This window comes from Hydrogenophaga sp., from assembly GCF_011772445.1.
GTDB lineage: Bacteria > Pseudomonadota > Gammaproteobacteria > Burkholderiales > Burkholderiaceae_C > Hydrogenophaga.
The window spans coordinates 218,039-230,798 of sequence record NZ_WVZN01000005.1 but is presented as its reverse complement, the minus strand read 5'-3'; the positions used below and the strand labels follow the sequence as shown (position 1 = coordinate 230,798).

Here is a 12,760-nt window from a genome sequence, read left to right as displayed (position 1 = left end):
GGTCACATGCGGAAGTGCTCGCCGAGGTACACCCGGCGCACGTCGGCGTTCTCGACGATTTCCGACGGCGTGCCACTGGTGAGCACGTGGCCGTCGTTGATGATGTAGGCGCGGTCGCAGATGCCCAGGGTCTCGCGCACGTTGTGGTCGGTGATGAGCACGCCGATGCCGCGCGCCTTGAGGTGACCGATGATGCGCTGGATGTCGATCACGGCGATCGGGTCGATGCCGGCGAAGGGTTCGTCGAGCAGGATGAAGCGCGGGTCGGTGGCCAGGGCGCGCGCGATTTCGACGCGGCGGCGCTCCCCTCCCGACAACGCGGGCGCGGGCGAATCGCGCAGGTGCTCGACGTGCAGGTCGCGCAAGAGCGTGTCCAGGCGCTCGTCGATGGCGGCGGTGCTCAGCGGGCGGCCGCGCGCGTCCTCCTGCAGTTCCAGCACGGCGCGCACGTTCTGCGCCACGCTGAGCTTGCGGAAGATGGAAGCCTCCTGCGGCAGGTACCCCAGGCCCAGGCGCGCGCGGCGGTGGATGGGCAGGCGCTCGATCGACTGGCCATCGAGCAGGATCTGCCCGCCGTCGGCGCGCAGCAGGCCCACGAGCATGTAGAACGAGGTCGTCTTGCCGGCGCCGTTGGGCCCCAGCAGGCCAACCACTTCGCCCTTGTCCACCGCGAGCGACACGTCCTTGACGACGAGGCGGCTGCCGTAGGCCTTTTTGAGCCCGTTGGCCTCCAGGCGGCTGGTCGCCAGTACCTGCGTTTCGGGGAAGGTGGTCGACGGCGACTCGCTCACTTGCGCTCTCCGCCGAGCTCATTGGATGGGCGCAGCGGCGTGGGGGCGGGCGTGGGCTGCGGCGCCGCCTCGCCCTCGCGCGGCACCGGGGTGAGCGTGGCGCGCACGCGCCCCGAGGGGTTGCCAGGGTTGGCGCCCGCCGGGTTGCTGTCGACCGTGAACACTTCGGTGCGGTTGTCGTAGACGATCACACTGCCGCGCGTCTCGTCGTTGAGCTGGGTTCCGAGGTAGCGGCGCAGCACCGCGTCGCCGATGAAGCGCACGACGTCGGCGCGGCTGTCGTACTCGATGCGCCTGGCCTCACCCTCGATGAATTCATTGACACCGTCGCGCTTCTGCCTGAAATACGCCAGGTTGCCCTGCGCGACGCCGAACTGGTTGCCCTGGGCGTCCTGGCGCACCTCGACCTGATTGCCGCGGATCACGATGGTGCCCTTGGTGATGACCACGTTGCCGGTGAAAACGCTGACCTGCCGCGCGTCGTCGTAGCGCAGGTTGTCGGCCTCGGCGTTCATCGGCTTGAGCCGGTCGGCCTGCTCGGCCCGGGCGGTGCCTGCCAACGAGCAGGCGATCAGCAAACCGAGGGTGGTGCGGTGCAGCAGGGGGAGGGCGTGTGGCATGTCAAGGGCACGAAACTTGCATGCATTCTAAACACCCAGGGCGCGCGCCCGAGTGTCGCTGCCTCAGCCTTTTTTGGCTTCGCCGATGAGGTAGTTGGCGATGGTCAGCGTTTTGGGGCCCTGGCCGGGGATGTAGAAGCGGCCGGCCACGCCCAGGGCGGGCGTGCCCTCCACGCCGTAGACATCCTGCAGCAAGGCCGCGTGCTGGGCCTTCTTCAAGGTGTCGGCGTGGTTGAAGATCTCCGAAAACTTCGCCCGGTCCACGCCCTGTCTGGCCACCCAGTCGGTGATCGGCCCCGGCGTGGTCAGCGGCTGGCGGTCGACGTGGATGGCCTTGAACACCTGGGTGTGCAGGCGTTCGACGAGGTTCATGGCCTCCAGCGTGTAGTACAGGCGCTGCATGGGCACGAAGGCCGGGCTGAAGGCCACCGGCACGCGGCGCAGCACGGTGCCACCGGGCTTGCGCTTGTCCCAGTCTTCCAGCAGCGGCTCGAAGTTGAAGCAGTGGATGCACGAGTAGGCAAAGAACTCGACCACCTCGATCTGGCCTGCCGGCGCTTCCACGGGCACGGGTTTGCCCAGGCGCACGTATTCGGTGCCCTCTTTGGGAGCGATCCGTTGGGCCAGGGCCGGCAGGCTGGCGCCGGTGGCGAGCAGGGACAGGGCGAAATCGCGGCGAAGCATGAGACGGCACTCCAGGGGTTGAACCAGCGCTTGGGCCGGGCGAAGCGCGGGAAGTTCCCGCGCCGGCTCAGCGCTGCACGCGCACCAGGGCCGACTCGACCCCGTTGACCTGCAACTGCTCGATGGTCAGGTCGGCCAGGGCCTTCTGGGCGAAGGGGCCCACGCGCACGCGGTAGAGGGTGCGCCCGGCCTGTTCACGCTCGTCCACCGTCGCGGAGATGCCCAGCATGGCCAGTCGCGCGCGCTGGGCTTCGGCGTCGGGTGCGTTGCGGAAGGCACCGGCCTGCACGAAGTAGGTGTAGGGGTCGGCGCCCGGAGCGGGGGCTTCGGCGGGCGCGGCCCCCGGTGCGGCACCGGGCGAGGCGGGCGCGGGCTGGGCGGTGCGGGAGCGGGCCAGGTCACCCAGAGGATCGCTTGGCGCCGGCGCGGTACCAGCGGGCGGCAGGGTGCGGCCGTCGGCGGGCGGCACGGAGATGGCGCCCTCGGTGCCCGGCGCGGCGCCCGGCGTGGCGGGTGGCGCGGACGGCATACCGCTGACGCCGCGGTTGGGGTTCCAGCCCTTGTTGCGCTCGGCTTCCTTGGCATCGTCCTCGGCGCTGCGCGAGAGGCCGCGATCGACGAAGGGCACTGGCACGCGCGTGACGTAGACCGCCACGGCCAGGGCCGCCGCCAGACCGACCAGCAGGCCGACGATGAAGCCCACCAGCGTGCCGCCCAGGCTGCTGCGCGACGACGACTTGGAGGAGGAGGATTTCTTGCTCATGGTGCTCTTACATCTTCTGCGGCGCGCTCACGCCCAGCACGGCCAGGCCATTGTGCAGCACCTGCCGCGTGGCCGCGACGAGCGCCAGGCGCGCGCGCTTGACCGCTTCATCATCGACCAGGATGCGTTCAGCGTCGTAGTAACTGTGGTAACTCGCGGCAAGCTCGCGCAGGTAGAAGGTCACGTCGTGCGGCGCGAAGTCGCGCGCGGCGGCGGTGAGCATCTCGGGGTACCTGGCGATCTGGCGCATCAGGGCCTGGGCGGCCGGCGTGTCCAGCGCGGACAGATTGGCCCCCGCCAGCGTGGCCACGTCGCCACCCCAGCCGGCCAGCACCGAGCAGATGCGCGCGTGCGCGTACTGCACGTAGTAGACCGGGTTGTCGTTGTTCTGCTGCACGGCCAGGTCGACATCGAAGGTGTACTCGGTGTCGGGCTTGCGGCTGAGCAGGAAGAAGCGCACCGCGTCCTTGCTGGTCCATTCGATGAGGTCGCGCAGCGTGACGTAGCTGCCCGCGCGCTTGCTGATCTTCACCTCCTGCCCGCCGCGCACCACGCGCACCATGGTGTGGAGCACGTAGTCGGGGTAGCCGGCGGGAATGCCCACGTCGGCCGCCTGCAGGCCGGCGCGCACGCGCGCGATGGTGCCGTGGTGGTCGGTGCCCTGGATGTTGATGACCTTGCTGAAGCCGCGTTCCCACTTGGCGATGTGGTACGCCACGTCGGGCACGAAGTAGGTGTACGAGCCGTCGGACTTGCGCATCACGCGGTCCTTGTCGTCGCCGTAGTCGGTGGTGCGCAGCCACAGCGCGCCGTCCTGCTCGTAGGTCTTGCCGTTGGCGATGAGCCGGTTCACCGCGGCCTCGACGCGACCGCTGGTGTACAGGCTGGACTCGAGGTAGTAGTGGTCGAACCTGACGGCGAAAGCCTGCAGATCCAGGTCCTGCTCATGGCGCAGGTAGGCCACGGCGAACTGGCGGATGCCATCGAGGTCGTTCGCATCGCCGCTGGCCGTGAACTCGCGGTCATCGGCCTTCACGGTCTTCTTCGCGAGGAAATCGTTCGCGATGTCCTGGATGTAGTCCCCGTTGTAGGCGGCCTCGGGCCAGTTGGCGTCGCCGGGCTTCACGCCCTGCGCGCGCAGTTGCGTGGACGTGGCCAGGGTGTTGATCTGCACGCCCGCGTCGTTGTAATAGAACTCGCGGTGCACATCCCAGCCCTGGGTCTGGTACAGGTTGCAGATGGCGTCGCCCAGCGCGGCCTGGCGGCCGTGGCCCACGTGCAGCGGGCCCGTGGGATTGGCAGAGACGAACTCGACCATGAGGCGCTGACCGTTGCCCGGCTGGACGCCGAAGCGTTCGCCCGCGCCCAGCACCTCGTGCACCACCTGCTGCTTGGCCTCGGGCTTCAAGCGGATGTTGATGAAGCCCGGGCCGGCGATCTCGATCGCCTCGACCCAGCGCTCGAAGGCCGGCTGCGCCAGCAGAGCGGCGCGCAGCTGCTCGCCCACGGCGCGCGGGTTGAGCCTGAGCGGCTTGGCCAGCTGCATGGCCGCCGTCACGGCGAAATCGCCATGGGCCGCCACCTTGGGCGACTCGAAGGCGGCCTTCTCGCCCGCGCCGGGGCTGAGTTTTTCCAGCTCGTCGCGCAGGGCCGCGAGCAGGTCTTGTTGGATCTGGAGCATCGGGCGATTTTAGGTGGGGGCACGAACGCGCCCGGCCAGCCAGTCGCGCCAGTGATCGATGCAGGCACGCAGCTTGGGCAGACGGTGACGCTCGGGCAGCATCACGGCGACGATGGGCACGCGGCTGCGGTCGAACCAGTCATCCAGCACGGGCACCAGCGCGCCGCGGGCCATGTGCTCGCGAGAGAGCAGGTCGTTGAGCCGCGCAATGCCTGCCCCCTGCAGCGCCAACGCCATGGTGACGGCCGAGTTGTCGCTGCGCGTGTGGCCGCGCGCCTGATACACCGCCCCGCGCGCGTAGCCCTTGCCCGCGGCATAGGGCCAGCGGTTCAGCACGGCATTGACACTGTGCGTGATGAGGCGGTGCTGCGACAGCTCGTCCGGGTGGCGCGGGGTGCCGAAGCGGGCCAGGTAGCCGGGCGCCGCGCACAGACGGCGCCCGTGCTCCGCCAGCGGAAGCGCGATGAGCTGATCGCTGTGCGCCGTGCCGGTGCGCACCGCGATGTCCACCCCATCGCGCGCCATGTCGCTGATGCGGTCGTCGGCCATCACCTCCAGCTGCAGCTGGGGGTGGCGCTCGTGCAGGGAGGGCAGGCTGGGCGCAATCACCGTTTCGGCCAGCACGGGGCTCACGCTGACGCGCACCCAGCCACTGGGGCCGGCGCGCTGGCGGGCGAAGCTGGCCGCCAGTTCGTCGCGCGTCTCCAGCAGTCGGCGCGCGTGGCCGGCGAAGGTGTCGCCTTCGTCCGTCAGGCTCAGGCTGTGGGTGCTGCGGTGCATCAGCCGCGCGCCGCAGCGCGCCTCCAGCCGCGCCAGCGCGCGCGAGACCTGGCTCACCGGCAGGTCCCGCTCGCGGGCAGCGGCCGACAGCGAGCCCAGTTCGGCGATGCGCAGGAAGAGTTCGGCGTCGTCCAAGTCCAGCTTCATGACGCCATGCTCGGCTGCTTGTGCAGTTTCTGCAACACCAATTGGCTTCTGCAGGCGTTTCCAAGCCTCTGCACCACTCCTATTGTTCAAGCACCGCCACCCACCGGAGCCCGCCATGCCCACCGAATCGCCCCTGTGCCTGCACGAAGCCCGCGCCGCCGCCCTGCGCGCCCACGCCATGGCGGATTTCTGGCGCGACGCGGACGCCGTCTGGGCGCGCATGCAGCGCGACGCCGCCGCGCGCCTGGCGCGCAGTTCACAGCGCCTGCACGCCCGGCTGCGTCAGCACGGCGCCGGCCGCCGGCAGGGCGCCTGAGACCTCAGACAGCCATCGGCGCCAGGCGCTGGCGCGCCGCCGACTTCACCGCCGCCGTGAGCCGCTGCGCCGAGGGCGGCTCGTGCGTCCAGTGCTGCCAGTACAGGGCCACGTCCACCGTGGCACCGGGCAACAGCTCGGTCAGGCTGGGGTGCCTGGGCAGATGCTGCGTGGGGACCATGCCCCAGCCCATGCCCAGCTCGATCGCGGTCTCGAAGGCCTCCACCGCCGGCACGTAGTGGCGCGGGTAGGCCGGCTGCTGCAGGCCGATGTGCTGCGCCAGGAAGGCGTCCTGCAGCGCGTCCTTGCGGTTGAAGATGATGGCCGGCTGCGCCAGCAGCTTGTGCGGCGAGACCGCGCCGCGCGGTGTGCGGCAACGCTGCGCCACGGCCGCCGTGGCCACGCAGTGGTAGCGCATCACGCCCAGGGGCTCGGCCACGCAGCCGCGCATGGCGTCGGCGCGGGTGGTCACGCAGCCCACCACGTCGCCGCTCTTCAGGGCATCGTGGGTGTGGTCCTGGTCGTCGATGACGACCTCCAGCAGCAGGCGCTGGCGCGACAACAGCGGCGCCACGCCAGGCAGAAACCAGCTCGACACCGAATCGGCGTTGATCGCCACCGACAGGCTCTGCCAGCGCTCGCCCGCGCGCGCCTCGCCGCCGACGAGGCCGGCCAGCAGGTCGGCCTCCATCAGGCGCACCTGCTTCACGTGGCCCAGCAGGGCCTGGCCGGCGGGCGTGGCGCGCACGCGCTTGCCGCGCACCAGCAGGCGCTGGCCGAGCTGGTCCTCCAGCGACTTGATGCGCAAGGAGACCGCCGCCAGGGTGAGCTTCAAGGCTTGCGCGGCCGGGCCGAAACCGCCGTGCTCCACCACGGCGGCCAGGGCCTCGAGTTGGCGTGGATCCAGCATGATTTAAATGAAACTTGAGTGATTGGAATTCGAATCAACTCGATTAAACATCAGCCGGCTTTGCGGCACCATGCGTCCCGCTGTCACCCCACCCGAGACCCGCATGAGCCTGAGCTTTCCCGTCTTTTCCGCCGGCATGGTGCTGAGCCTGTCGCTGATCATGGCCATCGGCCCGCAGAACGCGCACGTGCTGCGCATGGGCCTGCAACGCCAGCACCTGTGGCTCACGGTGGCGCTGTGCGCCCTCTCCGACGTCGCGCTCATCGGCCTGGGCGTGCTGGGCCTGGCCCAACTCGGTGGCCTGTCGGACAAGCTCCAGGGCGCGCTCATCGGCGCGGGCGTGCTGTTCCTGGCGGTCTACGGTTGGCAGGCCTTTCAGCGCTTCCGTTCGCCCGCGGCGCGCGGGCTGGAGGGCCAGCCGCTGGCGCCTGCGCCCACCACGCGCCGCCAGGCCGTGTTCTCGGCGCTGGCCTTTTCCTGGCTCAACCCGCACGCCTGGCTGGACACCGCCGTGCTGATCGGCACCGCCTCGCTGGCCTATGGCCCGGCGAGCGAGGTCTTCGGCCTGGGCGCGGCCACCGGCTCGCTGATCTGGTTCACCGGCCTGGGCGCCGCCGCCTTCTGGGCCGGCCGCCGGCTCAACTCGCTGCACATCTGGCGCGTGCTGGACGGGCTGGTTGCGCTCATGATGTGGGGCACGGCCTTCTGGCTGCTCAGCTCCCTCTTCTGAGCCCTCCATGCCCTCGTCGAAACCCGTCACCGTCTTCGGCCCCGACTTTCCCTTCGCCTACGACGACTGGCTGCGCCACCCCGCGGGCCTGGGCAAGGTGCCGCGCGACCTGCTGGGTGCCGAGGTCGCCATCGTCGGCGCGGGCATGGCGGGCCTGACCGCCGCGTTCGAGCTGATGAAACTGGGCCTCAAGCCCGTGGTGTACGAGGCCTCGCGACTGGGCGGGCGGCTGCGCTCGCAGGCCTTCGAGGGCGGCCAGGGCGTGGTGGCCGAGCTGGGCGGCATGCGCTTCCCACGCTCCGGCACGGCCTTCTTCCACTACGTCGACCGCCTGGGCCTGGCGACGACACCCTTCCCCAATCCGCTCACCCCCGCGGCCGGCTGCACCGTGATCGACCTGGAAGGCCGCACGCACCGCGCGCGCACCCTGGCCGACCTGCCGCCGCTCTTCAGCGAGGTGGCTGCCGCCTGGGCCGACGCGCTGGAAGAAGGCGCGGGCTTCGGGGAACTGCAGGACGCCCTGCGCGAGCGCGACGTGCCGCGCCTGAAGGCCTTGTGGGACCGCCTGGTGCCGCTCTGGGACGACCGCACCTTCTACGACTTCGTCGCGCAATCGCGCGCCTTCCAGCGCCTGTCCTTCCACCACCGCGAGGTCTTCGGCCAGGTCGGCTTCGGCACCGGCGGCTGGGACTCGGACTTTCCCAACTCCATGCTGGAGATCCTGCGCGTGGTGCTCACGGGCTGCGACGAGAACCAGCACCTGGTGGTCGGCGGCGTGCAGCAGGTGCCACAGGGCCTGTGGCAGCACGCACCCGAGGCGAAGGCGCACGGGCATTGGGGCGCCGGTACCTCGCTCGCCGGCCTGCACAGCGGCGCGCCCCGCCCGGGCGTGGCCGCCATCGCGCGTGCGCCGCATGGCCAGATCGACGTCACCGACGTGCTCGGCAACACCCGCCGCTACCCCGCCGTGCTGGTCACCTGCCAGAGCTGGCTGCTCACCACGCAGATCGCGGTGGAGGAATCGCTGTTCTCGCACAAGCTGTGGATGGCGCTGGACCGCACGCGCTACATGCAGTCGTCCAAGACCTTCGTGATGGTGGACCGGCCGTTCTGGAACGACCTGAAGGCCGACGGCTGGCCGGTGATGGGCATGACGCTGACCGACCGGCTCACGCGCGGCACCTACCTGTTCGACAACGGCCCCGACAAGCCCGGCGTCATCTGCCTGAGCTACGCCTGGATGAGCGACGCGCTGAAGATGCTGCCGCACCCCACCGAACGGCGCGTGCAGCTCGCCTTGTCGGCGCTGAAGCGGATCTACCCCGACGTGGACATCGCCAGCCACGTCATCGGCGACCCGATCAGCGTGTCCTGGGAGGCCGATCCCTACTTCCTCGGCGCCTTCAAGGGCGCGCTGCCGGGCCACTACCGCTACAACCACCGCATGTTTGGCCACTTCATGCAGGACGCCTTGCCCGAAGCCGAGCGCGGCCTCTTCATCGCGGGCGACGACGTGTCCTTCACCCCGGCCTGGGTGGAGGGCGCGGTTCAGACCGCGCTGAACGCGGTGGCGGGCATGGTGCGCCACCTGGGCGGCGCGAGCCACGCGGACAACCCTGGGCCTTGCGAGGCCTGGCCCGGCATGGGGCCGGTGGCGCTGAGCGATTGAGGCCATGGAGCCGCTGCGCCTGGCGCTCTGGCAGACGGCCCACCCGGCCGACAGCACCGAGGCGCTGGCGCGTCTCGACAGCGCCTCGCGCGAGGCCGCCGCGCGGGGCGCGCACTGGCTCGTCACGCCCGAGATGTTCCTCACGGGTTACCTCATCGCCCCGGAGCGACTGATCGCGCACGCCGAGACAGCCGACGGCCCGCTGTTGCAGGCGGTGCGCGGCATCGCGCGGCGCCACCGCATCGGCATCGTCACGGGCTGGCCCGAAGCCAACAAGGAAGCACGCCCTTTCAACAGCGCCGCGGCGATCGATGGGACCGGCGCGCTGCTCGCGGTGCACCGCAAGACCCACCTCTTCGGCGACGGGGACACGCTGCGCTTCACGCCAGGCAGCGCGCCGCCGGCCTGGTTCGACTGGCGCGGCTGGCGCCTGGGCCTGTTGATCTGTTTCGACGTGGAGCACGACGAACCGCTGCGACAACTCGCCGACGCCGGCGCGCACGCGGTGCTGGTGCCGACGGCCAACATGGTCGGCTACGACCAGGTGCAACGCACGCGCCTGCCGGAGGCGGCGCGGCGCTTTGGCGTGGCGATCGCCTATGCGAACGCCTGTGGGCGCGAGGGCGAGACGGTCTACAACGGCCTGTCGACCGTGTGCTCGCGGGCAGGTGAGCGCCTGGGCGCGGCGACGCGCGATGAGGACGTGCTGCAGGCCACAGTCACTTTCCCGACCAGTACTCCACCCGCCCGTACTCGTGCTTGAGGTAGTCGATCCACAGCCGCACGCGCAGCGCCAGGTGCTTGCGCTGCGGAAACAGCGCGTAGATGCCGTTGGGCGGCGCGGCGAAGGCGTCGAGCACCCGCACCAGGCGGCCGGCGGCGACGTCGGCCTCCACCTCCCAGGTGCTGCGCCAGGCGATGCCCTGACCCGCCAGACACCACTCGTGCAGCACCTGCCCGTCGCTGCAGTCCAGGGGGCCGCCGGGGCGCAGGTAGTGGATCTCGCGCTCGCTGCCGCCGCCCTCGGCGGGCAGTGAGAACGCCCAGCCGCGCGTCTGCGAGGCGTCGCTGGACAAGGTGAGGCAGTCGTGCCGCACCAGATCCGCCGGCGCTTCGGGTGTGCCCCGCCGCTGCAGGTAGGCCGGCGCGGCCACGCACAGGCGGCGGTTGTCGGCCAGTCGCACGCTCACCAGAGACGAATCCGGCAGGTCGCCCACGCGCACGGCGCAGTCGTAGCCCTCGCCGGCCACGTCCACCACGCGGTCGGACAGGTTGAGCGAGACCGTCACCTCCGGGTGCAGCTCGCGAAAGCGCGGCACCAGCGGGGCCACATGGCGCCGGCCGAAGCCGGCCGGCGCGGTGATGCGCAAATGCCCGCTGGCCTTCACGCCGCCCGCGCTCACGCTCGCTTCCGCATTCGACAGGTCGGTCAGCAGGCGCTGGCAGTCCTCCAGGAAGGCGCTGCCTTCGTGCGTGAGCGAGATGCGCCGCGTGGTGCGCACCAGCAGCTTCACGCCCAGGCGCGACTCGAGCGCGTCCAGCCGGCGGCCGATGATGGCCGGCGCCACCGACTCGGCGCGCGCCGCCGCCGTGAGGCTGCCGCGCGTGGCCACGGAGACGAAAGTCTCAAGCTGCTTGAGCTTGTCCATGCGCTTCAGCCCTTGTTCGCCGTGCGCGACATCCGCTCGATCGCCGCGTCCTCGTAGCCCAGCTCACGCAGCACGGCGGCGCTGTGCGCCCCCAGCCGCGGCGGGCTGTGCACCGGCAGGCGCTGGTCGTCCAGGGTGAAGGGCAGCGGCACGGTCTGCACGGTCTGGCCGGCGCGTTCGCCGTCGGGCAGCGTGATGGGCGCCAGGCCGCCCGTGGCGCGCAGGTGCGGGTCGTCCAGCAGCTCGTGCGGTTTGGCGATGGGGGCGAACGGCAGGCCGTGGCGCTCGAACAGCTCGGCCAGTTCTTTCGCCGGGCGCTGCGCCACACGCGCGCGCAGCTCGGGCAGCAGCCAGTCGCGCGCGCGCACGCGGTCGTTGTTGGTGCGCAGGCGTGGGTCGTCGCGCCAGTCGCTCCAGCCCATGGCGCTGCAGAAGATGGCCCACTGCGTGTCGCTCACCACCGCCAGGAAGATCTGCTCGCCGCCGGCCACGTCGAACACGTCGTAGATGCCCCAGGGCGAGATGCGCTGCGGCATGGGGTTGGCGGCCGCGCCCGTCACCGCGTACTGCAGCATGTGCTGGGCCACCAGGAAGATGTTGTTCTCGAACAGCGCGCTCTGCACCGCCTGGCCATGCCCGGTGCGCTCGCGCTCGCGCAACGCGGCCAGCACGCCGATCGCGCCGAACATCCCGCCCATGATGTCGTTGACGCTGCTGCCCGCGCGCAGCGGGTCGCCGGGGCGCCCGGTCATGTAGGCCAGGCCGCCCATCATCTGCACCACCTCATCGAGCGCCGTGCGGTGGTCGTACGGCCCGGGCAGGAAGCCCTTGTGGCTCACGTGGATCAGGCGCGGGAAGCGCGCCTTCAGGCTCGCGTGATCCAGGCCGAGCTTGCGCATGGTCTCCGGCTTGAAGTTCTCCACCAGCACGTCGGCCGTGGCCACCAGGCGCAGCGCGGCCTCGCGGCCTTCCTCGCTCTGCAGGTCCAGCACCAGGCTCTTCTTGTTGCGGTTGAACAGCGGAAAGAAGCCCGCACCCGAGCCAAGCAGGCGGCGCGTGTTGTCGCCCGCCGGCGGTTCCACCTTGATCACCTCGGCGCCCAGGTCGGCCAGCACCATGCCGCACATGGGGCCCATCACCATGTGCGAGAACTCGGCGACGCGGATGCCGCTCAGCGGCAGGCTCGGGCGGTCGGGGGCAGGGCTCAATGCGGTCTCCTCGAATGATCAGCCGCAGATTACACGCAAAAAAGTCATGGATCCATCGCGCATGAGCCGATCAATGCGCGCCGATGTTTGCAATACAGTGCCTTCCCATGGCCAAACCCCGCGCCGTGCTCTTCGACGCCTACGGCACGCTGTTCGACGTGTACAGCGTGGGCCTGCGCGCGGAACAGCTGTTCCCGGGCCGCGGGGCGCGCCTGGCCGTGCTGTGGCGCGAACGCCAGATCGACTACTCGCGCCTCATCACCATGAGCGGCGAGCCGGCGCACTACCGCAGCTTCTGGGACCTCACCGAGCGCGCCTTGCGCTACGCCATCCAGGCGCTGGTGCCGCAGGCGGCCGAACGCTGGGACGACTACGCCGAGGCGGCGGCCAGCCTGATGAACCAGTACCGCCACCTCTCGTCCTTCCCGGAGAACCGTGAGGTGCTGCAGGCGCTGCGCGCGCAGAGCGTCACCACCGGCATCCTGTCCAATGGCGACCCGGAGATGCTGGGCATCGCCCTGCGCAGCGCCGGGCTCGAGGGCCTGTTCGACCACGTGATCAGCGCCGAGTCGGTGCGCGCCTTCAAGACGTCCCCCAGGCTGTACGCCCTGGGCGAACAGGCCACCGGCCTGACGCGCGCGCAGATCGTCTTCGTGAGCAGCAACGCCTGGGACGTGCTGGGAGCCACCTGGTTCGGCTACCAGACCCTGTGGATCAACCGCGCGAATCTGCCCTTCGAGCAACTCGACACCCAACCCACGGCGACCGGCACCAACCTGCGCGCCGTGCTCGATTTCTTCTGATTCCCGTCT

General features: G+C 70.5%; 14 protein-coding genes. 5 read left to right on the top strand and 9 right to left on the bottom strand.

Annotated elements, in window-relative coordinates; genetic code table 11:
• Window positions 1–2: 2 nt before the first annotated feature.
• The 6 genes from lptB to GTO19_RS02620 all read right to left on the bottom strand — a co-directional run bounded on the left by lptB (window position 3) and on the right by GTO19_RS02620 (window position 5,466).
• A complete protein-coding gene (gene lptB, locus GTO19_RS02645) occupies window positions 3–791 on the bottom strand; it encodes an LPS export ABC transporter ATP-binding protein (protein ID WP_291018181.1) in 789 nt (262 codons plus the stop codon).
• On the bottom strand, window positions 788–1,411 hold the full coding sequence (gene lptA, locus GTO19_RS02640) for a lipopolysaccharide transport periplasmic protein LptA (RefSeq protein ID WP_291018179.1): 624 nt from the start codon (window positions 1,409–1,411) through the stop codon (window positions 788–790). Before lptA ends, lptB begins: the two co-directional genes overlap by 4 nt.
• A 63-nt stretch (window positions 1,412–1,474) precedes the next feature.
• Window positions 1,475–2,095, bottom strand: a complete 621-nt coding sequence (locus tag GTO19_RS02635) for a thiol:disulfide interchange protein DsbA/DsbL (protein WP_291018176.1) — start codon at window positions 2,093–2,095, stop codon at window positions 1,475–1,477.
• A 67-nt stretch (window positions 2,096–2,162) separates the two neighbouring features.
• Window positions 2,163–2,858 carry an SPOR domain-containing protein gene (locus tag GTO19_RS02630; protein ID WP_291018173.1) on the bottom strand — a complete coding sequence of 232 codons (696 nt, stop codon included), beginning with the start codon at window positions 2,856–2,858 and terminating at the stop codon, window positions 2,163–2,165.
• A gap of 7 nt (window positions 2,859–2,865) precedes the next feature.
• Window positions 2,866–4,539: an arginine--tRNA ligase gene (gene argS, locus GTO19_RS02625; RefSeq protein ID WP_291018170.1), complete on the bottom strand. Its 1,674-nt coding sequence runs from the start codon at window positions 4,537–4,539 to the stop codon at window positions 2,866–2,868.
• 9 nt (window positions 4,540–4,548) lie between these two features.
• Window positions 4,549–5,466 (bottom strand): LysR family transcriptional regulator, encoded by a 918-nt coding sequence (locus GTO19_RS02620; RefSeq protein WP_291018167.1) that lies wholly within the window; start codon window positions 5,464–5,466, stop codon window positions 4,549–4,551.
• A 115-nt stretch (window positions 5,467–5,581) separates the two neighbouring features.
• On the opposite strand from GTO19_RS02620, the gene GTO19_RS02615 reads away from it, so the two are divergent.
• Window positions 5,582–5,782 carry a hypothetical protein gene (locus tag GTO19_RS02615; RefSeq protein WP_291018164.1) on the top strand — a complete coding sequence of 67 codons (201 nt, stop codon included), beginning with the start codon at window positions 5,582–5,584 and terminating at the stop codon, window positions 5,780–5,782.
• Between the two features lie 4 nt (window positions 5,783–5,786).
• Here GTO19_RS02615 and GTO19_RS02610 read toward each other — a convergent pair whose 3' ends face one another.
• Window positions 5,787–6,692, bottom strand: coding sequence for an HTH-type transcriptional regulator ArgP (locus GTO19_RS02610; RefSeq protein WP_291018161.1), 906 nt, complete (start codon window positions 6,690–6,692; stop codon window positions 5,787–5,789).
• A gap of 103 nt (window positions 6,693–6,795) precedes the next feature.
• On the opposite strand from GTO19_RS02610, the gene GTO19_RS02605 reads away from it, so the two are divergent.
• The 3 genes from GTO19_RS02605 to GTO19_RS02595 are packed head-to-tail and all read left to right on the top strand — an operon-like array spanning window position 6,796 to window position 9,854.
• A complete protein-coding gene (locus tag GTO19_RS02605; protein WP_291018158.1) occupies window positions 6,796–7,422 on the top strand; it encodes a LysE family transporter in 627 nt (208 codons plus the stop codon).
• 7 nt (window positions 7,423–7,429) lie between these two features.
• On the top strand, window positions 7,430–9,091 hold the full coding sequence (locus GTO19_RS02600) for an NAD(P)/FAD-dependent oxidoreductase (protein WP_291018156.1): 1,662 nt from the start codon (window positions 7,430–7,432) through the stop codon (window positions 9,089–9,091).
• A gap of 4 nt (window positions 9,092–9,095) precedes the next feature.
• The gene (locus GTO19_RS02595; protein WP_291018154.1) at window positions 9,096–9,854 is read left to right on the top strand and encodes a nitrilase-related carbon-nitrogen hydrolase; all 759 of its coding nucleotides are present in this window, start codon (window positions 9,096–9,098) and stop codon (window positions 9,852–9,854) included.
• Here the strand turns inward: GTO19_RS02595 and GTO19_RS02590 are convergent.
• Window positions 9,811–10,740, bottom strand: a complete 930-nt coding sequence (locus GTO19_RS02590) for a LysR family transcriptional regulator (RefSeq protein ID WP_291018152.1) — start codon at window positions 10,738–10,740, stop codon at window positions 9,811–9,813. The two genes, GTO19_RS02595 and GTO19_RS02590, sit on opposite strands and share 44 nt — an antisense overlap.
• A 5-nt stretch (window positions 10,741–10,745) precedes the next feature.
• Window positions 10,746–11,948: a CaiB/BaiF CoA-transferase family protein gene (locus tag GTO19_RS02585; protein ID WP_291018150.1), complete on the bottom strand. Its 1,203-nt coding sequence runs from the start codon at window positions 11,946–11,948 to the stop codon at window positions 10,746–10,748.
• 107 nt (window positions 11,949–12,055) lie between these two features.
• On the opposite strand from GTO19_RS02585, the gene GTO19_RS02580 reads away from it, so the two are divergent.
• Window positions 12,056–12,751, top strand: a complete 696-nt coding sequence (locus GTO19_RS02580; RefSeq protein WP_291018148.1) for a haloacid dehalogenase type II — start codon at window positions 12,056–12,058, stop codon at window positions 12,749–12,751.
• Window positions 12,752–12,760 lie beyond the last annotated feature (9 nt).

What these genes read in the sequence shown, in the direction of transcription:
- lptA (WP_291018179.1), bottom strand. Translation starts at nt 1,411, where the DNA reads ATGCCACACGCCCTCCCCCTGCTGCACCGCACCACCCTCGGTTTGCTG.
- GTO19_RS02635 (WP_291018176.1), bottom strand. Translation starts at nt 2,095, where the DNA reads ATGCTTCGCCGCGATTTCGCCCTGTCCCTGCTCGCCACCGGCGCCAGC.
- GTO19_RS02630 (WP_291018173.1), bottom strand. Translation starts at nt 2,858, where the DNA reads ATGAGCAAGAAATCCTCCTCCTCCAAGTCGTCGTCGCGCAGCAGCCTG.
- argS (WP_291018170.1), bottom strand. Translation starts at nt 4,539, where the DNA reads ATGCTCCAGATCCAACAAGACCTGCTCGCGGCCCTGCGCGACGAGCTG.
- GTO19_RS02620 (WP_291018167.1), bottom strand. Translation starts at nt 5,466, where the DNA reads ATGAAGCTGGACTTGGACGACGCCGAACTCTTCCTGCGCATCGCCGAA.
- GTO19_RS02615 (WP_291018164.1), top strand. Translation starts at nt 5,582, where the DNA reads ATGCCCACCGAATCGCCCCTGTGCCTGCACGAAGCCCGCGCCGCCGCC.
- GTO19_RS02610 (WP_291018161.1), bottom strand. Translation starts at nt 6,692, where the DNA reads ATGCTGGATCCACGCCAACTCGAGGCCCTGGCCGCCGTGGTGGAGCAC.
- GTO19_RS02605 (WP_291018158.1), top strand. Translation starts at nt 6,796, where the DNA reads ATGAGCCTGAGCTTTCCCGTCTTTTCCGCCGGCATGGTGCTGAGCCTG.
- GTO19_RS02600 (WP_291018156.1), top strand. Translation starts at nt 7,430, where the DNA reads ATGCCCTCGTCGAAACCCGTCACCGTCTTCGGCCCCGACTTTCCCTTC.
- GTO19_RS02595 (WP_291018154.1), top strand. Translation starts at nt 9,096, where the DNA reads ATGGAGCCGCTGCGCCTGGCGCTCTGGCAGACGGCCCACCCGGCCGAC.
- GTO19_RS02590 (WP_291018152.1), bottom strand. Translation starts at nt 10,740, where the DNA reads ATGGACAAGCTCAAGCAGCTTGAGACTTTCGTCTCCGTGGCCACGCGC.
- GTO19_RS02580 (WP_291018148.1), top strand. Translation starts at nt 12,056, where the DNA reads ATGGCCAAACCCCGCGCCGTGCTCTTCGACGCCTACGGCACGCTGTTC.